This window comes from Bradyrhizobium sp. USDA 326, assembly GCF_049739485.1.
In the GTDB taxonomy this organism is placed as follows: domain Bacteria; phylum Pseudomonadota; class Alphaproteobacteria; order Rhizobiales; family Xanthobacteraceae; genus Bradyrhizobium.
Map to the genome: position 1 here is coordinate 2,058,660 of NZ_JBMGQA010000001.1, position 23,546 is coordinate 2,082,205.

Annotated in this window: 22 protein-coding genes and 1 pseudogene; 10 read left to right on the plus strand and 13 right to left on the minus strand. The window is 65.3% G+C overall.

The window, feature by feature from the left end; all coding sequences use genetic code 11:
- The first annotated feature begins 97 nt into the window (after positions 1 to 97).
- On the plus strand, positions 98 to 661 hold the full coding sequence (gene pyrE / locus ABIG06_RS09880; RefSeq protein ID WP_027575142.1) for an orotate phosphoribosyltransferase: 564 nt from the start codon (positions 98 to 100) through the stop codon (positions 659 to 661).
- Positions 662 to 906: 245 nt separating this feature from the next.
- Positions 907 to 1,656, plus strand: coding sequence for a DUF2865 domain-containing protein (locus tag ABIG06_RS09885; protein WP_370140812.1), 750 nt, complete (start codon positions 907 to 909; stop codon positions 1,654 to 1,656).
- Between the two features lie 123 nt (positions 1,657 to 1,779).
- On the opposite strand, the gene ABIG06_RS09890 is transcribed toward ABIG06_RS09885, so the two are convergent.
- From ABIG06_RS09890 to ABIG06_RS09920, 7 genes and pseudogenes are all read right to left on the minus strand, one after another.
- On the minus strand, positions 1,780 to 2,211 hold the full coding sequence (locus ABIG06_RS09890; RefSeq protein ID WP_124161672.1) for a hypothetical protein: 432 nt from the start codon (positions 2,209 to 2,211) through the stop codon (positions 1,780 to 1,782).
- Positions 2,212 to 2,330: 119 nt separating this feature from the next.
- Positions 2,331 to 3,029 carry a ligase-associated DNA damage response endonuclease PdeM gene (pdeM, locus tag ABIG06_RS09895; protein WP_370136023.1) on the minus strand — a complete coding sequence of 233 codons (699 nt, stop codon included), beginning with the start codon at positions 3,027 to 3,029 and terminating at the stop codon, positions 2,331 to 2,333.
- Positions 3,030 to 3,145: 116 nt separating this feature from the next.
- Positions 3,146 to 5,731: a ligase-associated DNA damage response DEXH box helicase gene (locus ABIG06_RS09900; RefSeq protein WP_370136025.1), complete on the minus strand. Its 2,586-nt coding sequence runs from the start codon at positions 5,729 to 5,731 to the stop codon at positions 3,146 to 3,148.
- 77 nt (positions 5,732 to 5,808) lie between these two features.
- A complete protein-coding gene (locus tag ABIG06_RS09905) occupies positions 5,809 to 6,174 on the minus strand; it encodes a nuclear transport factor 2 family protein (protein ID WP_370136028.1) in 366 nt (121 codons plus the stop codon).
- A 113-nt stretch (positions 6,175 to 6,287) separates the two neighbouring features.
- A pseudogene (locus ABIG06_RS09910) lies at positions 6,288 to 6,639 on the minus strand (RidA family protein).
- A 133-nt stretch (positions 6,640 to 6,772) separates the two neighbouring features.
- Positions 6,773 to 7,690, minus strand: a complete 918-nt coding sequence (locus ABIG06_RS09915) for an alpha/beta hydrolase family esterase (RefSeq protein WP_124161677.1) — start codon at positions 7,688 to 7,690, stop codon at positions 6,773 to 6,775.
- Between the two features lie 3 nt (positions 7,691 to 7,693).
- The gene (locus tag ABIG06_RS09920; protein WP_424578269.1) at positions 7,694 to 9,352 is read right to left on the minus strand and encodes an FAD-binding dehydrogenase; all 1,659 of its coding nucleotides are present in this window, start codon (positions 9,350 to 9,352) and stop codon (positions 7,694 to 7,696) included.
- Between the two features lie 263 nt (positions 9,353 to 9,615).
- On the opposite strand from ABIG06_RS09920, the gene ABIG06_RS09925 reads away from it, so the two are divergent.
- The 5 genes from ABIG06_RS09925 (at position 9,616) to ABIG06_RS09945 (ending at position 14,086) form a co-directional block, all read left to right on the plus strand.
- Positions 9,616 to 10,137 (plus strand): hypothetical protein, encoded by a 522-nt coding sequence (locus tag ABIG06_RS09925; RefSeq protein WP_124161679.1) that lies wholly within the window; start codon positions 9,616 to 9,618, stop codon positions 10,135 to 10,137.
- A gap of 110 nt (positions 10,138 to 10,247) precedes the next feature.
- Positions 10,248 to 10,442 carry a hypothetical protein gene (locus ABIG06_RS09930; RefSeq protein ID WP_124161680.1) on the plus strand — a complete coding sequence of 65 codons (195 nt, stop codon included), beginning with the start codon at positions 10,248 to 10,250 and terminating at the stop codon, positions 10,440 to 10,442.
- 24 nt (positions 10,443 to 10,466) lie between these two features.
- Positions 10,467 to 11,057, plus strand: a complete 591-nt coding sequence (locus ABIG06_RS09935) for an SCO family protein (RefSeq protein ID WP_370136032.1) — start codon at positions 10,467 to 10,469, stop codon at positions 11,055 to 11,057.
- 233 nt (positions 11,058 to 11,290) lie between these two features.
- A complete protein-coding gene (locus tag ABIG06_RS09940) occupies positions 11,291 to 12,226 on the plus strand; it encodes a transporter substrate-binding domain-containing protein (protein ID WP_124161735.1) in 936 nt (311 codons plus the stop codon).
- Positions 12,227 to 12,445: 219 nt separating this feature from the next.
- A complete protein-coding gene (locus tag ABIG06_RS09945; protein WP_370136035.1) occupies positions 12,446 to 14,086 on the plus strand; it encodes a lysine--tRNA ligase in 1,641 nt (546 codons plus the stop codon).
- A gap of 372 nt (positions 14,087 to 14,458) precedes the next feature.
- Here the strand turns inward: ABIG06_RS09945 and ABIG06_RS09950 are convergent, their stop codons facing one another.
- The gene (locus ABIG06_RS09950) at positions 14,459 to 15,115 is read right to left on the minus strand and encodes a S24 family peptidase (RefSeq protein ID WP_370136037.1); all 657 of its coding nucleotides are present in this window, start codon (positions 15,113 to 15,115) and stop codon (positions 14,459 to 14,461) included.
- 284 nt (positions 15,116 to 15,399) lie between these two features.
- On the opposite strand from ABIG06_RS09950, the gene ABIG06_RS09955 reads away from it, so the two are divergent.
- The 3 genes from ABIG06_RS09955 to ABIG06_RS09965 all read left to right on the plus strand — a co-directional run bounded on the left by ABIG06_RS09955 (position 15,400) and on the right by ABIG06_RS09965 (position 18,035).
- Complete coding sequence (locus tag ABIG06_RS09955; protein ID WP_124161684.1) at positions 15,400 to 15,744, plus strand: DUF952 domain-containing protein; 345 nt, start codon at positions 15,400 to 15,402, stop codon at positions 15,742 to 15,744.
- Positions 15,741 to 16,838, plus strand: coding sequence for a quinone-dependent dihydroorotate dehydrogenase (locus ABIG06_RS09960; protein ID WP_370136038.1), 1,098 nt, complete (start codon positions 15,741 to 15,743; stop codon positions 16,836 to 16,838). The genes ABIG06_RS09955 and ABIG06_RS09960 overlap by 4 nt, the downstream gene beginning before the upstream one ends.
- A 255-nt stretch (positions 16,839 to 17,093) precedes the next feature.
- Positions 17,094 to 18,035 carry an IS110 family transposase gene (locus tag ABIG06_RS09965; RefSeq protein WP_370134307.1) on the plus strand — a complete coding sequence of 314 codons (942 nt, stop codon included), beginning with the start codon at positions 17,094 to 17,096 and terminating at the stop codon, positions 18,033 to 18,035.
- 40 nt (positions 18,036 to 18,075) lie between these two features.
- On the opposite strand, the gene ABIG06_RS09970 is transcribed toward ABIG06_RS09965, so the two are convergent.
- From ABIG06_RS09970 to ABIG06_RS09990, 5 genes are all read right to left on the minus strand, one after another.
- A complete protein-coding gene (locus ABIG06_RS09970) occupies positions 18,076 to 19,401 on the minus strand; it encodes an MATE family efflux transporter (RefSeq protein ID WP_370136040.1) in 1,326 nt (441 codons plus the stop codon).
- 1 nt (position 19,402) lies between these two features.
- The gene (locus ABIG06_RS09975; RefSeq protein ID WP_370136043.1) at positions 19,403 to 20,137 is read right to left on the minus strand and encodes an MBL fold metallo-hydrolase; all 735 of its coding nucleotides are present in this window, start codon (positions 20,135 to 20,137) and stop codon (positions 19,403 to 19,405) included.
- A 21-nt stretch (positions 20,138 to 20,158) separates the two neighbouring features.
- A complete protein-coding gene (locus tag ABIG06_RS09980) occupies positions 20,159 to 20,464 on the minus strand; it encodes a DUF6460 domain-containing protein (RefSeq protein ID WP_199751780.1) in 306 nt (101 codons plus the stop codon).
- Between the two features lie 270 nt (positions 20,465 to 20,734).
- On the minus strand, positions 20,735 to 22,396 hold the full coding sequence (locus tag ABIG06_RS09985) for a cisplatin damage response ATP-dependent DNA ligase (RefSeq protein WP_370136046.1): 1,662 nt from the start codon (positions 22,394 to 22,396) through the stop codon (positions 20,735 to 20,737).
- Entirely contained in the window at positions 22,393 to 23,430 is a 1,038-nt protein-coding gene (locus ABIG06_RS09990) for a ligase-associated DNA damage response exonuclease (RefSeq protein WP_124161690.1), read from the minus strand. The genes ABIG06_RS09985 and ABIG06_RS09990 overlap by 4 nt, the downstream gene beginning before the upstream one ends.
- Positions 23,431 to 23,546: the final 116 nt, after the last annotated feature.

The window sequence follows — 23,546 nt, forward strand, 5'->3', positions numbered from 1 at the left end:
TGGCCGATCCCTGTTGACGGGAGACGCCCCCTCTGGAATGTCGCGGCCGTGCCGGATAAATTCCGCCTCCACCCAAAACGCTGTTCGAGGGTCCGTCGTGTCGAAATCTGCCTCCCGCGCCCGCCTGTTCGAAATCATCCGGCGGCGCTCATTCGGCCGCGGCGAGGTGACGCTCGCGTCGGGCCGCAAGAGCGATTTCTACTTCAACCTCAAGCCGACCATGCTCGACCCTGAAGGCGCGACGCTGCTCGCCGAGCTGACCTATGAGGCGCTCAAGGACGATCAGCTCGATTTCATCGGCGGGCTTGAGATGGGTGCCGTCCCGCTCGCCGGCGCGCTGGCGCAGATCTCCTGGATCAAAGGCCATCCGATCGCGGCCTTCTTCGTGCGCAAGAAGCCGAAAGAGCACGGCGCCAAGCTCGCGATCGAAGGCCTGCCCAAGGGCGAGACGCTGGCGGGCAAGCGCGTCGTCATCGTCGAGGACGTCACCACCACGGGCGGCTCTGCGATGAAGGCGGTGGAATCGGTGCGCGAGACCGGCGCCAATGTGGTGCTGGTGCTAACCATGGTCGACCGCGAGGAAGGCGCCACCGACACCTTTGGTGCGGCCGGCCTGCCGTTCCGCTCGCTGTACAAGGCGTCGGAGTTCTTGAAGGCGTAAGAGGACGAGACCTTCTCCGTCGACATGCCTGGGCGTGCCCCGGGAGCAACGCCGTCCGTGAAAGCTGCGCCCGGCCATAAAGAGATCACCGCCTCGTCTTGAAACCGCCGCCACGCAACCGCTCATTTACCATCGCGCATTAGGGTGAACCGTGCGCTGGAGACCTCAAACGGTCCCGGCCGGTTCCGTAGCGTCGGGTGGAGTGAGCCGTGCGTACAGATTTGTTCCATACGCAGCGTCGCGCAATGTTCGCAGCCGTCACGGTTGCGGTTCCCATGCTCGCGGCCCCGACCCCGGTTTCGGCCGAAGGCCTGTTCGATTTCCTGTTCGGCGGAATGCAGCGGCCGCAGCCACAGCAGCCGAACGCCTCCTCCGATCCCTTCACAGGCCAGCAGAATCCGCAATATGTACCGCCGACACGCGCGGCCGGCGGCTCGGGCCCGGCTTTCTGCGTGCGCAGCTGCGATGGCAAATATTTTCCGCTGATGCGAGGCGCCGTCTCACCAGCGCATATGTGTCAGGCCTTCTGCCCCGCCACCGCCACAAAGGTCTATTTTGGGTCCAGCATCGACGGCGCCTATTCGCAGAGCGGCGAGCGCTACGCCGACAGCGAAAACGCGTTCGCCTATCGCAAGGCACTGCGCGCCGACTGCACCTGCAACGGCCGTGAACCGGTCGGGCTCGCCCCGGTCGATCTCGCGCTGGACTCCTCGCTGAAGGCCGGCGACGTGATTGCCACCACCGACGGCCTCGTCGCCTATACCGGCATCCGCGTCGGCAACGATCAGGCTGCGGACTTCACACCGGTTGCCTCCTATCCCGGCCTCACCGCCCAGGTCCGCGCGCGCCTCGGCGAGATGAAGGTGGCGCCGGTGCGGGCAGAGGCGGTGTCGGCAGATGCGCCGGCCCCGGCCGAGATCGTGCGCGAGACGCTGCCTGATGTGACGGTGCCGAAAACGGCCGCGAAGCCGGCGAAGCGCGCGGGGTTGGATTAGCTACTTCCGTCATTCCGGGGCATCGCGCAGCGATGAACTCCGGTGCGCGAGTGCGCACCTGAGAATCTCGAGATTCCGGGTTCGATGCTAACGCTTCGCCCCGGAATGACGGCGAACGAGCCGTCACCTCCCGATGATCACCCCGATCACGTTCGGGGCCGCGAGATATTTCTCCTCGATCGCCGCGCGCGCGGCGGCACGGTTCTCCGGCGTCAGGAGACCGCGCTTCTCGGCCAGGATCATCCAGCAGAAACCCCACCAATCCGTCAGCATGCCCGTTTCGTCGACAAGGTCGTAACCCTGCTCGGCCGCGAAGATGCGCGCATGGGCCTCGTCCAGCGTGTCGAGAAACAGATGGTCCTCGGTCGAGAACAGATCGTCGCTGACGTCGTCGATGGTGTAGCCCCAGATCGACTGGCACACGGCGTTGAACTCGCGGTCGAACTGATCGTCATCGACGGCGTAGCGCCGGGCCGCCTGATGCAGCCGCGATAGCGAGCGCGCGAAATCGGCGATCCGGGTAAGGGCAAATTGGTCGAAGGCAACGGTGGACATGTAGTCCTCGCAAAGTCGGACAGACACTAGATATTGTATCGGCAGGGCCGCCGAATCACAATGATATATCAAAGACTTGCTAAATTGTTCTTAATTTGTTCCGAGATGCAGCCGGCGCCTTAGTAACAGCGCGAGGCCGCGATGGCGTGGACCCGGCGGTCGCCGAGGAGATGGGCGACGAAGCCGTTCTTCGGAAAGATCTTGGCGAAGGCAGCGTCGCGGATGCTGAGGCCGCCGGCATAGGCGCCGAAGGCGGGCATCACCGCACGCATCCCGTCACTAGCGAAGCAGCGGCGCTCCATCGAGCGACCGCGCGCGGAGACGCGCGCCTTCGGATGCAGATGGCCGGCGACCTCGCCGCTTGCACCGGTCGGCTCGTGGCGGAAGGTGATCGGGCCGATCATGACTTCGTCCGCGACGGTGCCGCCGAGATCGCGCGGCAGCATGGGATCGTGATTGCCTGAGATCCAGATCCAGTCGCGGCCGCTCTGGAGTTCCGCGACGGCATTCCGATCGTCCGGCAACAAGCGCTCATGCGCGGTGCGGTCGTGAAAGCTGTCGCCAAGCGCGATGACGGTTCGCGGATTATGGCGGGAGATGACAGCAGCGAGCCGGCCGAGCGTCGCGATGGTATCGTAAGGCGGCAGCAGCACGCCGCGCGTTGCGAAACTCGAGCCTTTCTCCAGATGGAGGTCGGAGACCACGAGCAGGCGCTCCTCGTCCCAGAACAGCGCGCCGGAGAGATCGGTGAGGAACGAGATGCCCGCGACATCCAGCCCGCCCGTTGACGTAATCGATAGTGCAACATGCTCCGTCATGGCCGGGCTTGTCCCGGCCATCCACGTTCTTGCTGCGGCGACGAAGACGTGGATGCCCGGGACAAGCCCGGCCATGACGGTGTGGATGGATTAGCGCGCCCCACTGGCAAAATTCTCTACGACATCGCCTCTTTGACGAGCTCGTCGGCGGCCTCCGCCAAAAGCTCGTCTGCAGCTTCGCCATAGACTGACTCGCGGCCGATTTCCAGCATCACGGGGACGGCCAGCGGGGAGACGTGGTCGAGTTCCCGGTGCGTGATGCGGCCGTGGATTCGGGCGAGCATGTCGCTGAGGCGGCGCAGGTCGAGCAGGCCGGTGGCGGCATCGGCACGCGCAGCGCGCAAGAGCACGTGGTCGGCCTGGTGCTTGCGCAGGACGTCGTAGACGAGGTCGGTCGAGAACAGCACCTGACGGCGGCTCTTCTCTTCGCCAGTGTGGCGGCGTGCGATCAGGCCGGAGATGATCGCGCAGTTGCGGAAGGTGCGCTTCATCAGCGCGGATTCGGCGAGCCAGGCTTCGAGATCATCGCCGAGCATGTCAGGATCGAACAGGACGTTGAGGTCGATCCTGCCGTCGCGGATCATGAAGGAGAGATCGCCGAGCGCCCAGATCGCCACCGCATATTCGTTGGCGACGAAACCGAGCGGCCGCGCGCGGGCGCGCTCGAGGCGCCGCGTCAGCAGCATGCCGAGGGTCTGATGCGCGAGGCGGCCCTCGAAAGGGTAGCAGACGAGATAATGCTTGTTGGCACGCGGAAAGCTTTCCACCAGCAGCTCCCGCACCGCCGGCACGCGCGAGACGTCCTTCTGCAGCGACAGCCAGTCGCGCACCTGCTCCGGCAAGCCGCCCCATGCGCGGCCATCATCGAGCAGGCGGCGCACGCGCTCGGCGAGATAGGTCGAGAGCGGGAATTTGCCGCCCATATAGGACGGCACCTTCGGGTCCTTGTCATGCGCGCGCGAGACATAGACCTGGTCCTCGACCAGGGCCTCGTAGCGCACCACCTCGCCTGAGAACACGAAGGTGTCGCGGGGCGAGAGGCCCTCGATGAAGGCCTCCTCGATCTCGCCAAGCAGCCTGCCGCCGCGCGCAATCACCCCGGTCGAGCCGCCTGCTTTCCCTTGACCGCCGCCGCGCGAGCGCACCAGCCGCACCTTCAGCATGTCGTCCTCGACGATGGTGCCGACATTCATCCGATAGCTCTGCCGCACTTTTGGATTGGCGACGCGCCAGCGGCCCTCCTTGTCCTGCTTGATGCGGGCGAAGCGCTCATAGGTCTTCAGTGCGTAGCCCCCGGAGGCGACGAAATCGACGACGTCGTCGAAATCCTGCCGCGACAGGTCGGCGTAGGGCGCGGCGGTGCGGACCTCGCGGTAGAGATCATCGGAGAGGAACGGCTCGCCGCAGGCACAGCCGAGCACATGCTGGGCGAGGACGTCGAGCGCCCCTTGGCGCAGCGGCGGCGTGTCCTGCGCGTTCTCCGCAATGGCATCGATGGCGACGCGGCACTCCAGCACTTCGAAGCGGTTGGCCGGCACCAGCACCGCGCGCGAGGCTTCGTCGAGGCGGTGATTGGCACGACCGATGCGCTGCATCAGGCGCGAGGAGCCCTTGGGCGCGCCGATATTGACGACGAGATCGACATCGCCCCAGTCGACGCCGAGGTCGAGCGAGGAGGTGCAGACCACGCCACGCAGCCTGCCGGCCGACATGGCATCCTCGACCTTGCGGCGCTGGGCGACGTCGAGCGAGCCGTGATGCAGCGCGATGGCAAGGCCGTCGTCGTTCATGCTCCAGAGATTCTGGAACAGCATCTCGGCCTGGCTGCGGGTGTTGACGAAGACCAGCGTGGTCTTGTTCGCCTTGATCAGCTCGTAGATCTCGGGGAGCGCGTGGCGCGCGCTGTGGCCGGCCCAGGGCAGCCGCTCGCGCGTATCGAGCATCTCGACCACGGGCGGCGCGGCACCGCCGGCGACGACGATATCGGCAGCGGCCTCCTTGCCGTCGGGCTGCGGCACCAGGAAGCGCGCGAGCTGATCCGGCTCGGCCACAGTCGCCGATAGGCCGATGGCGCGCATCTGCGGCGCGAGGCGCCAGAGCCGCGCGAGCCCGAGCGAGAGCAGATCGCCGCGCTTGGACGTCACCAGCGCATGCAGCTCGTCGAGCACGATGCGCTTCAAGGAGGAAAACAGGAACGGTGCGTCGTCGGAGGAGAGCAGCAGTGCGAGCTGCTCGGGCGTCGTCAGCAACACGTCCGGCGGATAGCGCCGCTGCCGCTGCCGCCGCGACACCGGCGTGTCGCCGGTGCGGGTCTCGACCTTGATCGGCAGCGCCATCTCCGCGACCGGCCGCTCCAGATTGCGCGCGATGTCGACGGCAAGCGCCTTGAGCGGCGAGATGTAGAGGGTGTGCAGGCCGCCGGCGCGCTGCACGCTGCGGCCGGTGGAGACGAGGTTCTTCGCGCCCGCGCCACGTTCGACCGACTGCGCCGACAGCTCCACCAGCGTCGGCAGAAACCCGGCGAGCGTCTTGCCGGCGCCGGTCGGCGCAATCAGGAGCGCCGAGCGGTCCTCGCGCGCCTTCTCCAGCAGCGCCAACTGATGCGCGCGCGGCGACCAGCCGCGGGCTGCGAACCACGCCTGGAAGAGATCCGGCAGCAGCGCGGCCGGCTCGACCGATATTTGGAGGATCCGAGGCGGCACAGCATGACAGGTAAGCCGCAGGAGCGGATTCGTCGAGGGGTGGCCCTCCCCGCCTGCGGCGAGAAGGGCAAGAGATCTCACACGCCGGTCGGCACCTGGTCCAGAAATCCGGTCACGCGGCTGATGCGCCCGTCCTTCAGCACGGCAAAATCGGTGCCCTTGATCGGGCTGTCGGCGCCGTCAGGACCAAGTCCCCACGAAAAGCGGACGTGATCGCCGTAGCCGTCGGGCTCGCCGATCAGCCTGAACTTGAAATCGGGAAAGCGCTGCTGCACGCCCGCGATCAGCGCCTCGATGCCGTCCCGGCCGTCGCCCTTCATCAAGGGATCGACATAGCTCGCATCGCTCGTCCAGCTTTCGCTGAGTAGCTCGTGACGTCGTCCGGCCGCGCGCTCGTTCCAGAGCTCGATGTAGCGGTGGGCGATGGTGGTGGGGTCGATCATGGTGCTCTCCTTCGATGGTGCCGTGTTGTCCGGCTGACCGCGACTATCGAAGGTTCACGCGCGTTGATCGATTACCCCGGAGGTCATCAACGCGCGTGGGGTTTTCGCAAAAATTACTTCGCCGCCGTCACCATGATCTCGACAGTGTATTGCGGGGCGGCCAGCTTGGCTTCGACGGTGGCGCGCGCCCGGGGTGTTGCCGGGCGACACCCAGGCGTCCCACACCGCGTTCATCTCGCCGAAAGTCTTCATGTCGGTGATGTAGATCGTTGCCGACAGCAGCTTCGACTTGTCGGTGCCGGCCTTGGCGAGGTGGCCGTCGATGGTCGCCAGGATGTCCTGGGTCTGCTTCGTCACGCTTTCGCCGGCCGCCTTGTTCGCGACGACGCCGGCGAGATAGACGGTGTTGCCGTGCACGACGACCTGGCTCATGCGCGGACCGGTTTCAAAACGCTGAATGCTCATTGGGGATCTCCTGGTGGAATGGCGGCCCTGTCTAGCCCAGCACCTCGCGCTCTGCCACCCCGGGCACGCATGCGTTGCCGGGCACGCATGCGTTGCCTGCGGCGGATGCGTCACCGCCGATGCATGCGTCGCTTTACGGAAACTGGCTGAAGAATGTCCAGATCGTCTCGGCACCATCGATGTCGGCGTTCTGCGGCCCCAGCAGGCCGACGGCGACCTTCGGGAAGCGGGCATCCGGAGCAAATCCGGGCACGCGATGGCCGCCCTGGTTGACGCGATACAGCACCACGTCGTGTCCCCGGGGGCAGCGTGAGGAGATCCGCGTGACCGTGGAATGGTCTGCGGGCGCCCTGTCCGGCAAATCAGTCGTCTCGGCGTCATCGGTCTCGCAGCCATTGAGCCTGCGCCAGAAGGCCAGTGTCTCGTCGGTGGACCAGAACCCGTCCGCGGCAAAGTAGCTCGATCCGCGTCCGCCGGCGTAGGGGACCAGCAGGTCCGCGGTGCCGTTCATGAGCAGCATCGGGAGCGGCCGTGACGGATGGCATGTGACGGCAGCCTCGTCGGTGAGATTCATGATCACACTCGCAGCTGCCGCGAACAAATCGGCGCGCGCGCAGACCATCGTCATCGCCATGGCGCCGCCATTGGAGATGCCCGCGATGAAGACGCGCTTTGCATCGGCCGTGCCGTCGGCCACCAGCTTCTCGACGAGCTTTGCGATGAAGGCGACGTCATCGGTACCTGCCGGTGGTCCACGCAGTGCGGGCCCGGCCTTCGTTCGCGCGTCCGCCCATGCATTGTTGAGCCCGTCCGGAAAGACCACGGCCAGGCCCTCGCGCTTTGCAACCTGCGGCCAGGCCGTCCGCGTGATCATGTCGGCACCGCGCTGGGTCTTGCCATGCAGCACGATCACGAGCGGTGCAGGTCTCTTGGCCGGCAGTTGCGCGGTGTAGGACCGCTTCACGCCGTCGACGTCGATCGTAACGGCGGATGCAGCTGAAGCTGCCGCCAATGACGCGGCCAGCGCCGCGATGCGCATCCATCGCAGCATGATCTAGCCCACCGCTTTGGCGGCGGCACGGCCCGCATTGCGGCCCGAGAACAGGCAGCCGCCAAGAAAAGTGCCCTCCAGCGAGCGGTAGCCGTGCATGCCACCGCCGCCGAAGCCGGCGGCTTCGCCGACTGCGTAGAGGCCGGGAATGACGCGGCCCTCCTCCCCGAACACGCGGGAGTCGAGATCGGTCTCGAAGCCGCCCAGCGTCTTGCGGGTGAGAATGTTGAGCTTCACCGCGATCAGCGGCCCATGCGCGGGATCCAGGATGCGGTGCGGGGAGGCGGTGCGGATCAACTTGTCGCCGATATAGCGGCGCGCATTGTGGATGTTCATGACCTGCGCGTCCTTGACGTAGGGATTGGCGATCTCGCGGTCGCGCGCCTCGATCTGCATCCTGATGTGCTCGACCTTGAGGAGATCGCTGCCGGCGAGCTCGTTCATGGCCGTAACGAGCTCATCGAGCTTGTCGCGGACGATGAAGTCGACACCATGGCTCTTGAACGCCTCCACCGGCGCCGGCGCGCCCTTGTTGGTGGCACGGCGCAAGGTCATGCGCCAGCTCTTGCCGGTCAAATCGGGGTTCTGCTCCGAGCCCGACAGCGCAAACTCCTTTTTGATGATGCTCTGGGTCAGGATGAACCAAGAATAATCATAGCCCGTGGACATGATGTATTTGAGCTGGCCAAGCGTGTCGGACCCCGGGAACAGCGGCGCCGGCAGCCGTGTGCCCGTGGCGTCGAACCACATTGAGGAGGGGCCGGGCAGGATGCGGATACCGTGGCGCGGCCAGATCGGTGACCAGTTCTGGATGCCCTCGACGTAGTGCCACATCCGGTCGCGATTGATCAGCCGCGCACCGGTCGTTTCCGTGATGCCGATCATGCGGCCGTCGACATGCTCGGGAACGCCGGAGATCATGAATTTCGGCGGCTCGCCAAGCCGCTTTGGCCAGTTCTGCCGCACCAGCTCGTGATTTCCGCCGATGCCGCCGGAGGCGACGATCACGGCCTGCGCCTTCAACGCAAACTCGCCGACGATGTTGCGGGAGGAGCTCTTGCCGCGCTCGATCGTGTCGGGCGCGAGGATGGCGCCGCTGACGCCGTCCACGGTGCCATTGGTGATCGAGAGGGCATCGACGCGATGGCGGAACCTGAAGCTCAGCCGACCGCTTTCGGCGGCCTCGCGCGCGCGGCGCTCGAAGGGCTCGACGAGGCCGGGGCCGGTGCCCCAGGTGACATGGAAGCGCGGCACCGAATTGCCGTGGCCCATCGCGTCGTAGCCGCCGCGTTCGGCCCAGCCGACCACGGGGAAGATGCGATGGCCCATGGCGCGCAGCCAGTCGCGCTTCTCGCCGGCCGCGAACGCCACATAGGCCTCGGCCCATTGGCGCGGCCAGAAATCCTCGTCGCGGTCGAAGCCGGCGGTGCCGAGCCAGTCCTGCATGGCCAGGTCGAAGGAGTCCTTGATGCCGAGCCGGCGCTGCTCCGGCGAACCGACCAGGAACAGTCCGCCGAACGACCAGAATGCTTGTCCGCCGAGCGATTGCTCGCCTTCCTGGTCCACGACGATCACGCGCTTGCCCGCGTCGGCGATCTCGGTGGCGGCAACGAGGCCCGACAGTCCCGCGCCGACGACGATGACGTCTGTTTCCTCCGCCATGCCTTCCCCCCTCCATGAATTCCCCTGTAATTGCCCGGATTGAAGCCAGCGGTTGTAACTGAGATCAAGGGTGTGACGCGTAAGACCTCATTAACTTGTTCCACTTTGGGTGAGAGACCGGTGCGAGTGCAGCGCGGACGCAACACTGGATTTGAATTTGTTTTGATCGAGCCGGCCTGCCTAGACAAAACCTTGGTTACGACAGACGCTAGCTGTGCATCACCACCTGACACGCAGATTCGAATTCGCTGGGGCGGGGGACAATGAAGTTTCTGACGGGATTGCTTGCGGTGGTTCTCCTGATTGCGGGCATGGGGGCTTCTCACGCGGTGGTTCGGATCGCGGATGACCGCGGTGGCCGGATTGGAACCTACGTCGACAGGTACCAGGACCTCAGACAATCGGGCGAGACCGTCATCATCGACGGCCTCTGCGCCTCCGCCTGTACCATCGTGCTCGGCGCAATCCCGCACGACCGGATCTGCGTGACCTCGCATGCGACACTCGGCTTCCACGCCGCCTGGGATTTCGGCTCCAACGGCCGCGCCATCACCAATCCTGAAGCGACCCAGATGCTCTATGCGATGTATCCCTCGCAGGTGAAGCGCTGGATCGGCCAGCGGGGCGGGCTTACCCCACGCATGCTCTTCCTGAAGGGCAAGCAGCTCGAAGCCATGTACAAGCCCTGCTATCTGGACGCTCAGGCCTCGACGGCCAAGCCGTCGCGCCGATCGCTCCCAAAAGCGGATCAACTCGAATCCGCTCGGGGCCAGCTGCTTCACTGATATTCGCAGCCTGAGGGATCCTTTTGCGCCGCCCGGCTGCGTCTTGCCCGCAGACGGCACAAAGCCTATCTGAAAGCCAGGGAACCGGGACCTTCGTCCCGATCGTTGTCATGGCTCAACCACTGCATCCAGCACATCGGCTATCGGACAATTCGCCCACTGCCGGCCGGATGCCGTCCGTGCTGCTGTGGGTTGGCGCGGCAATCGGCGGCCCCGTCGTGATCGGCGCACTGGCGCTGTGGTTCCACTATGGCAGCCAGGTGTTCTTCGAAATGATCAGGACCGGCTTTGCCGCCTGCTTCTGACCTGCGACAGGAAGTTTTCCGCCTATGAGCTCCGCCATCCGCCCGCTGGTGATTGCGACCGCCTTCGCCGCAAGCCTTATTATCGGGCTCCTGATCATGTTCTGGGCCATGGGCGGGCTCAGCAAGGTGGCGCAGCCGGCCGCGATCGGCGGACCGTTCCAGCTGACCAACCAGAACGGCAAGGCCGTCACCGACAAGAGCCTCAAGGGCAAGCCGACCCTGATCTTCTTCGGCTACACCCATTGCCCCGACGTCTGCCCGACCTCGCTGTTCGAGATCTCGGAGGTGCTGCGCGCAATGGGCAAGGATGCCGACAAGGTCAATGCCGTATTCATCTCGGTCGACCCCGAGCGCGATACGCCGGCGACGATGAAGGATTATCTGTCGAGCTTCGATCCGCACCTGGAGGGCCTGTCCGGCGATCCCGCCGAAACCGCCAAGGTCATCACCTCCTACCGGGTCTACGCCAAGAAAGTCCCGACCAAGGACGGCGACTACACCATGGACCACACCGCGCTGATCTACCTGATGGACCGCGACGGCCGCTTCGTCTCGCCGTTCAACCTGAAGCGCGCGCCGGCAGAGGCGGCAGCGGATTTGAAGAAGTATCTCTAATTTGGCGGGCCGATCGCGCCTCAGTCTCGGTTTGACCTTCTTGCGGGAGAGGTCGGCGCGGAGCGCCGGGTGAGGGCTCTCTCCTCTGGGGGAGTCTTCGTCGTTGAGACACCCTCTCCCCAGCCCTCCCCCGCAAGCGGGGGAGGGAGCACACCCGCAATCGGCGCTCGCGTTCCCGGCGGGATGGTCTATAACGCCCTCCGATCCCAATGAAATTCGTTCATTTCCGGCCGATGGCTCCATCGCAACAGGCGAAATCGTCCAAATCTGCCCGCGGCTTGCTGACTGGGTTGGCCGTCGGTGCTTGCCTGCTCGCGGGGCTGACCGGCGCCGGGGCCCAAGCTCCCGCCACACGGCCCCCGGCATCACCCCAGGCCACACCGCAGGTCACCCCCCAGGCCGCTCCGCAGGCCGTGCCCGGCTTCTGGGACCCGCGCCGGCGACCGGAGCGGCCGGACCTGTCGCGCCTGACCGTGATCCGCTTCCTGACCGAGACCGACTATCCGCCGTTCAACTTCACCGGCGCGGACGGCAATCCGGCCGGTTTCAACGTCGATCTTGCCCGCGCCCTGTGCGAGGAGATCAAGGTCACCTGCACTGTGCAAATGCGCCGCTTCGAGACGCTGGTCGACGCGCTCACCTCCAACCGGGGCGATGCCATCATCGCTTCGATGGCGGTGAGCCCGCAGCTTCGCGCCCGCGTCGACTTCACCGATCCCTATTACCGGGTGCCGGCGCGCTTCGTCTCGCGCAAGGACGCGGTGATGCCGGAGATCCGGCCCGAATACCTTGAGGGCAAGAAGGTCGGCGTCATCGCCGGCTCCGCACATGAAGCGTATCTCAAGGCGCTGTTCACCGACGCCGAGCTGCACGCCTACCCCAGTGACGATGCGATGCGCGCCGCTTTACGCAGGGGCGAGGTCGATTTCATCTTCGGCGACGCCATCTCGCTGGCGTTCTGGATCAACGGCACGGATTCCGGCGATTGCTGCGCCTTTTCCGGCGGCCCCTTCGTCGAGAGCCGCTTCTTCGGGGAAGGCATCGGCATTGCCGTGCGCAAGGGCAACGACGTGCTGCGCCAGGCCCTGAACTGGGCGATGTTCCGCGTCTGGGAAAAAGGCCGCTACACCGATCTGTGGCTGCGGTATTTCTCTGTGAGCCCGTTTTAGTTTCGTCGCTGCTCCCTCCGCCATCATTGCGAGGAGCCCTTGCGACGAAGCAATCCAGACTGTTTCCGCGGAAACATTCTGGATTGCTTCGCGGAGCCTGTCATCGGGCCGCGCTTTGCGCGGACCCGGTGGCTCGCAATGACGGCGCGAGAGGCAACACCGCCCACAAAATTGCATTTGGCCCGGAAATCGCTATTTTCCGCGGCCCGGAGGCCCCTGATGTCCGTTATCGATCTTGCCGCGAACCCGAGCGACCTGCGTGCGCTCGCCGAACAATCCAACGCCTGGCCGTTCGAACAGGCGAAGGCCATTGTCGCGCGGCTGAAGAAAAGCCCGAAGGACGAGGTGCTGTTCGAGACCGGCTACGGCCCGTCAGGCCTGCCGCATATCGGCACGTTCGGCGAGGTCGCGCGCACCTCGATGGTGCGCCATGCCTTCCGCGTGCTGACCGAGGACAAGATCAAGACGCGCCTGCTGGCCTTCTCCGACGACATGGACGGCCTGCGCAAGGTGCCCGACAACGTGCAGAACAGAGCGCCGCTGGAAGCCAATCTCGGCAAGCCGCTGACACGCGTGCCCGATCCCTTTGGTACGCATGACAGCTTCGGCGCGCACAACAATGCGCGGCTGCGCGCCTTCCTCGACCATTTCGGCTTCGACTACGAGTTCGCGAGCTCGACCGACTACTACACGTCGGGCCGCTTCGACGCGACGCTACTGAGGATGCTCGCCGCCTACGACAAGGTGATGGAGATCATCCTGCCGACGCTGGGTCCCGATCGTCGCGCCACCTATTCGCCGTTCCTCCCCATCAGCAAGACCACGGGCGTCGTGCTGCAGGTGCCGATGATCCGCCGCGACGTCGCCGCGGGCACGGTCACCTATGTCGATCCCGATACCAATCAAGAAGTCGAAACGACCGTCACCGGCGGCAACGTCAAGTGCCAGTGGAAGGCCGACTGGGCGATGCGCTGGGTCGCGCTCGGCGTCGACTACGAAATGGCCGGCAAGGATCTGATCGATTCGGTCAAGCTCTCCGGCGCGATCGCAAGGGCGCTCGGCGGCACGCCGCCCGAAGGCTTCAACTACGAGCTCTTCCTCGACGAAAAGGGCCAGAAGATCTCGAAGTCGAAGGGTAACGGCCTCACCATCGACGAATGGCTGCGCTACGCCTCGCCGGAATCGCTGTCGCTGTTCATGTATCGCGAGCCGAAGGCCGCCAAGCGACTCTATTTCGACGTCATCCCGCGCAATGTCGACGACTACCAGCAGTTCCTCGACGGCTTTGCCAGGCAGGACGGCAAGCAGCAGCTCGGCAATCCGGTCTGGCACATCCACAACGGCAAGCCGCCGAAGGGCGACATGCCTGTCACCTTCCAGCTGCTCTTGACGCTGGTGTCGTCCTCGAACGCGGAGAATGCCGAGACGCTGTGGGGCTTCATCGGCCGCTATCGCCCCGGCGTGACGGCGCAGACGCATCCGAAGCTGGACGCGATGGTTGGCTACGCCATCAACTATTATCGCGATTTCGTCGCGCCGACGAAGCAGTTCCGGGTGCCGACAGACGGCGAGCGCGCCGCGCTCCAGGATCTGCGCGATGCGCTGTCGCAGTTGGCGCCGGACGCTTCGGCCGAGGACATCCAGAACGTCGTCTACGAAGTCGGCCGCCGCGAGCCGTTCCTTGACCAGGTCAAGAAGGGCAAGGACGGCCGCCCCGGCGTGACGCTGGACTGGTTCAACATGCTCTACCAGGTCCTGCTCGGCCAGGAGAAAGGCCCGCGCTTCGGCTCCTTCGTCGCGGTCTATGGCGTGCAGAACGCGGTCAACATGATCGACGGCGCGCTGGCGAGAAGCGCGTAGTTTCGGGCCGCTTCTACAGCGGATCGCCCGCCTTGTCGTGAACTTGTAGACACCGTCCGGCCCGAGCACGGCGTGCATGTCGACGTCGGGCTGGCGATCGGCGCAGCCGTCCGCCGCGCGCATCAAGGTCAGCAGCAGCGTAGTCGGGATGGAGCGTAGCGCAATCCGGGGTCTTCACAAGCTACGCCACCGGTCCCCGGATTGCGCTGCGCTCCATCCTACGGGTCTCAGCACATAGACGCAAACAATCTCCCGGATCATCAGCACAGCATCAGTGGTCCTGACGTGCAACAGGTGCGCAACCTAGGCGAGAGGGCTTGTGAGTCGCAATGGCGCTCGCTGCGAGAATGGTGTCATGGTCCGCTCGCGCGATCACTGGCTTGCCCACACGATCCGCATGATCCAGCCGACGTCACCAATCGCCATCGTTCGCTCGGCGAGCGACGCATCGAGCAGTTGAAGCTCCAGCGCCTTTGCAGTGCGGCGCTTCAGCGTCGCGACCGTCACCTCACCCGCTTTGCTCCTCACCACCACGCGATCGCCTTTGCGGATCGGCGCGCCGGGCGAGACCAGAACGATGTCGCCGTCGCGATAGACGGGTGCATGCGCATCGCCGGAAATCGCCAGCGCAAAGGTGTGGCCGTCCTCGGTTGCGGGAAGCGCGATCTCGGTCCAGCCCCTGCCGGATGGAAGGCCGGCCTCGTCGAAGGCGCCGCTCATCCCGGCCTGTGCAAAGCCGAGCAGCGGCACCGAGCGCCCGTCGCCCGTACCGTCATGGTCAATCAACTTCGCAAAGCTGTCGATCGAGGCGCCGGCCGCGGCCAGCGCCTTTGCGATCGATTCGGTCGACGGCCAGCGCTCGCGGCCGTCGGCGGTGACGCGCTTGGACCTGTTGAAGGTCGTGGGGTCGAGCCCGGCACGCTTGGCAAGCCCCGACGGCGACAGTCCGGCACGCGCCGCCAGCCGATCCAGCGCGGCCCAGATCTGGTCGTGGGTCAGCATCCTCTGCGCTTTGGCTTGTCTGACCATGGAAGGTCCAGCCCGTCGCAACTCAGGAAAACTATCCTCAAATCAACCGGTTTTCCGTTTTTCGCGCAAGAGGCGGCAATGGCGCGTTTTAAGCGAAGTGGTACCGGTCGCGAAATCGCGTCAAAACAGGATCTGGAGCCCCGTTCCAATTTCATCGGAACGGGGAAGACTCTAAGTCTTGAGTTCGGAAGGGACGGCCTTTACGGTCGCGCCCGGGGTTTTGCGGACCCGCGAGAGACGAAAAAACCCAAAAGACTCAAAGAACAAACAAGGCTGCGGAAGCGGTGGTCAAGATCTACAAAATCTGTCCGGCCTCGGCCTGGCGCGAGGCGGAACGACAGGGTGCCTACCGGGGCAGCGCGGATGACGCGCGCGACGGCTTCATCCATTTCTCGACCGCGGCCCAGGTTCCCGAGACCTTACGCAAGCACTATTTCGGACAGCGTGCGCTGTTCCTGGTCGAGGTCGACGGCGACGTGCTTGGCAGCGAGCTGCGCTGGGAGCGCTCGCGCAACGACGAGCTGTTTCCGCATCTCTATGGCGACCTCGATCTCGGCGCGGTGATCGCGGTGATCAACCTCAACATGCGTTCCGACGGCGGTCACGATGTTCCGGAGCTGTTGCCGTGATCCGCGCGTTCGACGCCTTTTCGCTGCCGGTGCTGCGCTGGCTCGACCCCGAAGATGCGCATCGCCTCGCGATCCAGGGCCTGCGCTTCCTGCCACCGGCCAAGCCGCGTGCCGATGATCCAAAGCTCGCGGTGCGCGCCTTCGGGCTGAACTTTCCCAATCCGATCGGCATGGCCGCGGGCTTCGACAAGAGCGCCGAGGTTCCGGACGCGCTGCTGCGACTCGGTTTCGGCTTCGTCGAGATCGGCTCGGTAACGCCGAAGCCGCAAGACGGCAATCCGCGACCGCGGCTGTTCCGGCTCGAGCGAGACGAGGCGATCATCAACCGCATGGGCTTCAACAATGACGGTGCGGAGGTTGCATTGCGCCGGCTTGCAGCGCGCGCGCAGCACGGCGGCATCGTCGGCGTCAACGTCGGCGCCAACAAGGATTCGCCGGACCGCGTCGCCGACTACGTCAAGCTGATCGAAACCTTTGCGCCGGTGGCGAGCTATTTCACCGTCAACGTCTCCTCGCCGAACACGCCGGGCCTGCGCAATCTGCAGGAAGGCGCGCTGCTCGACGATCTCCTCGCACACGTGATCGACGCCCGCGAGCGGGTGCGCCGGAAAGCGGGCGACACACCGGTGCTGCTCAAGATCGCGCCGGATTTGAGTCTTGCCCAGCTCGACGATATCGTGCAGGTCGCGCGTTCGCGCCGGGTCGACGGCATGATCGTGTCGAACACCACGATCGCGCGGCCGAGCACGTTGCGCGAGCAGGTGCGGGCGAGGGAGCAAGGCGGCCTGTCCGGCCGGCCGCTGTTCCGTCTGTCGACGCGCATGGTCGCGGAAACCTATGTGCGCGTCGAGGGTGCATTCCCGCTGATCGGCGTCGGCGGCGTGGACTCGGGCGGCGCCGCGCTGACGAAAATCCGCGCCGGCGCCAGCCTGATCCAGCTCTATTCGTCGCTGGTTTACAAGGGTCTCGGCCTCGTCGACGAGATCAAGCGCGATCTGACCTCGACGCTGCTCCGCACGGGGCGGGATTCGCTGTCCGATATCGTCGGTGCGGATGCGGCGACGCTCACGGCGGAAGACTGGCCCGGGATGTAGCACCGTCTCGTGCCCCGGGCGTAGCGCAGCGCGCGGCGTCTTCGCGGCGTGATGCGCTGCTGAACCGGGCCCTATGCCGCCGCATTATGGGTCCCTGTGTCTGGGAAGTCTGGCATGATGATGGTGGGCGGGAAGCCGTTGGGTCCTTGGCGCTTGACGCCGTGAGCCGGCTCGGTCTCCCGCCCGTTCCATCTATCAACCTGAACAGTTGCACGAGGCTGCGTCAACAGACCTCGCATCACAGGGACAGGCACCGTGATCATATCCTCTCGTTGCGTCGGGATCGACATCTCCAAACATCACCTTGATATTTTCGATGAGGCCATCGGCGTAGCGGAACGCATCGCCAACGCGCCACAGGCCATCACACAGCTGGTGGCGCGTTGGCGATGTGATGCGCTGATCGTCTTCGAGGCTACGGGGGTCTATGACCTCGAGCTTCGGGAGGCCCTGCATCGGGCCGGCATCCGCTTTGCCCGGATCAATCCGGCCCGTGCCCGCGACTTTGCCCGCGCCAGCGGCCAGCTCGCCAAGACCGATCCGATCGATGCGCGGATGCTGGCGGCCTTTGCCCGCGCCATGAAGCCCGCCACCGAGCAGGCCGCGACGCCTGCTCGCAACACTTTGGCAAGGCTTGCAAAACGGCGGGACCAACTGGTTGCCATGAGGGCCCAGGAAAAGAACCGCCGCAGCGAAGCCGAGGACCGCGCCATGGTGGAACGCATCGCTCGCCTCATCGAGGTCCTCAATGATGAGATCGCCGAAATCGACACTGAGATTCATGCGCTCGTCAAAGCCGAACCGGAGCTTGCCAATGATGCACAGTTGATGCGCTCGGTGCCCGGCGTGGGACCCGTCGCTTGCATGCAACTCCTCACCCAGATGCCCGAACTTGGGCGTCTCGGGCCAAAGGAGGTGGCCGCTCTTGCCGGCCTGGCTCCCTTCAATGTCGATAGCGGGGCTTATCGTGGCAAGCGCAAGATCGGCGGCGGACGAAAGCGCGTCCGCGACGCCCTCTACATGGCTGCTCTCAACGCCGTTCGTCGCGCCGATCACTTCAAAATCTTCTATGACCGGCTCCGTCTGGCCGGCAAACCAGCAAAGCTCGCCCTCATTGCTGTCGCAAGGAAGCTGCTGACCATCCTCAACGCAATGCTGCGCGACCGAAAACCCTATAAAATCGCACCATCAACATAACAGTTGCCGGCTCGCGCTTCGCGCGTCCGGGACACGAGAGCTACGACTTCACGAACGTCGCCCGATACAGCGCCGGATAGCGCGCACCCTGCAAGCCGCCGCGGGCGACGTAGAACGCGATCAGCGCGCTCCACAGTCCGGCATTGCCGAACGATTGCAGCGCCAGCCAGGCACCGAAAAAGATCGCGAGCGAAGCCAGCATCAGATTGCGCATCTCGCGCGCCCAGGTCGCGCCGACATAGATGCCGTCGAAGCCGAAGGCGAACACGCCGGGAATCGGCGCAAGCACGATGAACGGCAGGAAGTCGCGCGCGGCGCGGCGAACGTCCTCACTGGCCGTCATGACATTGATCAGGTTGGGGCCGAACAGCGCGAACAGCACCGCGACGACCAGCGCGAAGCCGAGGCCCCAGAACAGCACCAGCTTGGTCGAATCCGCGAATCCCTTGGCGTCGCGCGCGCCAAAGCTGCGGCCGCAGAGCTGCTGGGCCGCGTTGGCGAGGCCGTCGAGGAAGAAGGCGCTGACCAGGAGGAAATTGTTGAGCACGGAGTTCGCCGCCAGCGTGACATCGCCGGCGCGCGCCCCCTTGGCGGTGAAGAACAGGAATACTGCGATCAGCGCCGCGGTGCGGATCATGATGTCGGAGTTCACCGCCAGCAGACGCATCAGTTTTGCGCGATTGAACAGCGTTGCGCGGGGCACCCTGAAGCCACCGTCCGCATAGCGGCGGCAGACGATCACGCCCAGGGCGAAACCGATCGTCTCCGAGAGCAGCGCGGCGATAGCCGCGCCGGCAATACCGGTGTCGTAGACGAGCACCAACAGGATCGTCGCCGCCATGTTGATGACGTTGATCACGACCTGGAGCGCAAGGGCGGGATTGGCGCGGGCCTGGCCGACCAGCCAGCCGAGCACGACGTAATTGGCGAAGGCGAATGGCGATGACCAGATCCGGATCATGAAATAGGTTTTCGCCGCGCGCGTCACGCCTTCGCTGCCGCCCATCAGGTCGAACAGCACCGAGGTCAGCGGCAGTTGCAGCGCGATCAGGCCGGTGCCGATCAGACCGGCAACGATGAAGCCGCGCACCAGGATCGCGGTCTGCTCGCGCGTCTCGCCGGCGCCCAGCGCCTGCGCGGTGAATGCGAGCGTGCTCATGCGCAGGAAGCCGAACAGCCAGAACAGGCAGTCGAAGATGACGGAGGCCATCGCGACGCCGCCGAGCAGCGCGGCATCGTCGAGCCGTCCGATCGCGGTGGTCGAGACGACGCCGATCAGCGGCGTGGTCAGGTTCGCGATCATCGCCGGTCCCGCGATGGAGAACACCTGGCGGGAGCTGACCCTGGGATGAACCGGCGCGTGCATGTCAGAACACGAGCACCATGCCGTCCTCGGCAGTGAGATGCGGCACTTCGCCCAGACGCGACAGCATGTCGTCGCTCATATGGGTGAGGACGAGCCGCTTGGCGCCGATCGCGGGCAGGTGCTGTTCCAAGGTCTTCAAGCTGAGATGGTTCTTGACCATCCTCTCGTACATGTAGGCTTCGGCGATGAAAAGGTCCGCGCCATGCGCCAGCGGAATGAGCGTCTCCGTCCATTCGGTATCGGCGCTGTAGGCGAGCGTGCGGCCCTCGGCCTCGACGCGGTAAGCCAGGAAAGGCCCGCCGGATTCGCCGTGCACGACCGGATAGGGCGTCACCGTCACCGCGCCGAAGCTTTGGCCTTGCTCGGGGGCGAGTTCGATCACGTTCAGCTCGAACCGCTGTTGGGTGCTTGAGGAATGCTCGAACAGCGCTTCCATCACCTGGGCAAGCCGCGCGGCGATGCCTTGCGGACCCGCGATCGTCAACGGCCGCTTCCGCCGCGAGAATTGCGCGTCGAGCAGGACAAACGGTAGCCCGCCAAAATGGTCGCCGTGGAAATGCGTGATCAGGATCAGATCGATCTCGTTGCAATCGATCTCGAGCCGCTTCAGCGCCGGCAGTGCCGACGCGCCGCAATCGATCAGGAAGTTGGCCTCGCGTCCGCAGACGTGGAAGCAGGTGTTGAGCCTGCCACCGGAGCCGAAAGCATCGCCGCAGCCGACAAAGCGCAATTGCATGGGCAGCGAGCCTTCAAGATCTTACCGGCCGCGCGGCGCGCCGAAGACGCGCGAGAGCAGCCAGATCGGGATCACGATGACGGCGCCGAGCAGGAAGTAGCGCCACAGCCAGTTCACGGCATCGAAGCCGAGATCCCAAAGACGCTGGAACAAGAGACGAATGCTGGCGATGATGTTCCAGGGGTCGAAGCCGATCGCCGCCAGCACGACTCCGACCAGGATCGAGAGCAGAACCAGTCGGAACGCGACCGCCAGCGGGGAGCCGCCGAGAAAGCGGTGCAGGCCGTCGCTGCGGCCGGCCGGCAAATCTCTGACGTCTTGGACCATCGCAAACTCCTCGGGGGATTCGACCCCATTATAGGGCACGGCGGGGCACATGGGGAACCCTGACCAGACCAACAATCAGCTTACCGCATTTTAATCCGTAGCCCGCGCGCGCCGAAGACTGGCCGCAACCTCTCCCGCTTGCTTGCGGGAGAGATCGGCGCGCAGCGCCGGGTGAGGGCTTTCTCCTCTGGGGGATTGTCCCATCGCGGAGACACCCTCTCCCCGACAGCGGGAGAGGGAGCGCACTGACGCCAAGACGAGATCGATGCCTCACACCTCAATCTCTGCCGCTTCCTCCTTCAACATCCTTTCCAGCGTTTCCAACCGATCGGCCTCGCGCGGCGGCTTGTCCCAGCGCAAGCGGCTGATGCGGGGAAAGCGCATGGCAACGCCGGACTTGTGTCGCGGCGAACGTTGCAGACCCTCGAACGCGACCTCCAGCACGAGTCCCTTGTCGCGCTCGTGCACGACATGCCGCACGGGGCCGAACTTTTCCGTGGTATTGCGGCGGACGAAGCGGTCGATCTGGAGCAGTTCCTCGTCCGTGAAGCCGAAATAGGCCTTGCCGACCGGCACCAGTTCGTCGCCGCCCTCGCCCCCGGTCCAGACGCCGAACGTATAATCGGAATAATAGGACGAGCGCTTGCCGTGGCCGCGCTGCGCATACATCAGCACGGCGTCGATGATGTGCGGATCGCGCTTCCACTTCCACCATTGGCCCTTCGGCCGCCCGGGGAAATAAGGCGCATCGCGCCGCTTCAGCATCACGCCCTCCACGGCGTCCGCATCCTCACCGGCACCTGCGCTCGCCGGATCGGCGCGCGCGGCGGTCAGCGCGTCCCAGCTTGTGAAGGGGACGGTGGACGACAGGTCGATGCGGGGATCGTCAAGCTTCTTGACGAATCTCTCCAGCCGTTCACGTCGCTCGGCAAAAGGCAGCTCGCGCAGATCATTCTCGTCGTCGCCAAGCAGATCGTAGGCGCGAAGGTGGATCGGAAACTCCTTGATCAGCTTCGGCGAGACGACCTTGCGGTTGAGGCGCTGCTGCAGAACATTAAAACTCTGCACGCGACCCTCGCGCAGTATCAGCAGTTCGCCGTCGATCGCGCCGGGCAGGCGTAGCGACGGCACGAGATCCGGAAAGCTGCCGGTGATGTCCTCGCCGGTGCGCGAATAGAGCCGCGCCGTGATGTGGCCGCGATCGTCGCGCCCGGCCACCGCCTGAACGCGGATGCCGTCCCATTTCCACTCGGCGATGTAGTCGGCGGGGTCGAGCGCGGCGAAATCCGCATCCTCGATCGCATGCGCCAGCATCACGGGCCGGAACGGCGCGGGATCGCGATTGACCGGCTTTTCGGCGTGTCCCTCCAGCCATGCGAACAGCTCGAGATAGGGCGGCGAGAGGCCCGGCCAGATCAGCTCGACTTCATGCGGGTCCTTGTCGCCGAGCGCTGCGGCCGCGGTCTTGGCGAGGCGCGCGGAAATGCCGATCCGAAGCGCGCCGGTGACGAGCTTGAGCAGCGCCCAGCGGCCGGTCTCATCCAGCTCGTCAAGCCAGCGCTCGAGCTGCTTCGGCAACTCGGTCTTACCGAGCGTGCGCAGCGTGGTGACGACTTCGGTGAGGGATGGCGGTGGCGGGTTATTATGGGCGGCCAGCGCGGCCTTCGGCCACATCAGCGCCACCGTCTCCGAGAGATCGCCGATATAATCATAGGAGAGCCCGAACAGCACCGGGTCGGTGCGCGCCGCGATGAGCTCGCGGACCAGCGCGGGCTTGGCATGCTTGAAGCTGAGCGCGCCGGTCAGCGCGGCCAGCGCATAGCCGCGGTCGGGATCGCCGACCTCGCGGAAATAGCCGGTGATCAGCCGAAGCTTGTTGTTGCGGCCGGGCTCGTAAGCCAGGCGGTCGAGCAGTTCGGCGAAGCGGTTCATGCTTCGGCCTCGTCCGGAATCGGCGTCTCGCTCTCCTCCTCGTCGCCATAGCCGACGAGATCGAGCGGCCGCGCTTTCAGGCCTTTGCTCTGGCACCAATGCACCAGCGCATCTTCCTGACCGTGAGTGACCCAGATCTCGCCCGCGCCGGTCGCGCCGATGGTAGAGGTAAGGCCGTCCCAATCGGCGTGGTCGGAGATCACCAGCGGCAATTCCACGCCGCGCTGCCGCGCCCGGGCGCGCACGCGCATCCACCCCGACGCGAAGGCGACGACGGGATCGGGAAAGCGCCGCGTCCAGAGATCGGAAGTCGCCGAGGGCGGCGCCAATGTGATGGTGCCGGCAAGCGCCGCCTTCTTGACGCCCTTCACCGGCCTCAGCTCGCCGAGCGCGATCCCGCGGCTCTGGTAGTAGTGCGTGATCGTCTCCATGGCGCCATGCAGGTAGATCGGCGCGTCATAGCCGGCCTGCCGCAGCAGCGCGATCACGCGCTGCGCCTTGCCGAGCGAATAGGCGCCGACCAGATGGGCGCGCTCCGGAAACAGTGCGACGGAGGCCAGCAGCTTCTTCACCTCGTCGGCGGCATCGCCATGCCGGAAAACCGGCAGGCCAAAAGTGGCCTCGGTGATGAAGACGTCGCAGGGCACCAGCTCGAACGGCGCGCAGGTCGGGTCGGGCGCGTCCTTGTAGTCGCCGGAAGCGACGATGCAGATGTCCTTGCACGTCACCGCGATCTGCGCCGAGCCGAGCACATGACCGGCCGGGTGAAATTTGACGCGGACGTCGCCGAGCCGGATCTCCTCGCCATAGTGGATGACTTGGGTCGATCCGGCAAAGTTCTCGCCGTAGCGCAGCCGCATCATGTCGAGCGTTTCCTGCGTCGCCAGCACCACGCCATGGCCGGCCCGGGCATGATCGGAATGGCCGTGGGTGATCACGGCGCGCTCGACCGGGCGGACTGGATCGATATGAAAGCCGCCGGGCTTGCAGCATAGGCCGGCAGCAACTGGCAGCAGAATGTCTTGCGGACGCATGGGCTTCATATAGGGAGCGGACGCTTCAAATTAACCCGTCATGCGCCGGCTTGCCGTCCCCGCTGGGCTTCGCCGGGCGGGGGGTGTAAAAGCCCGCCGAAGCCAATTTGCGGAGG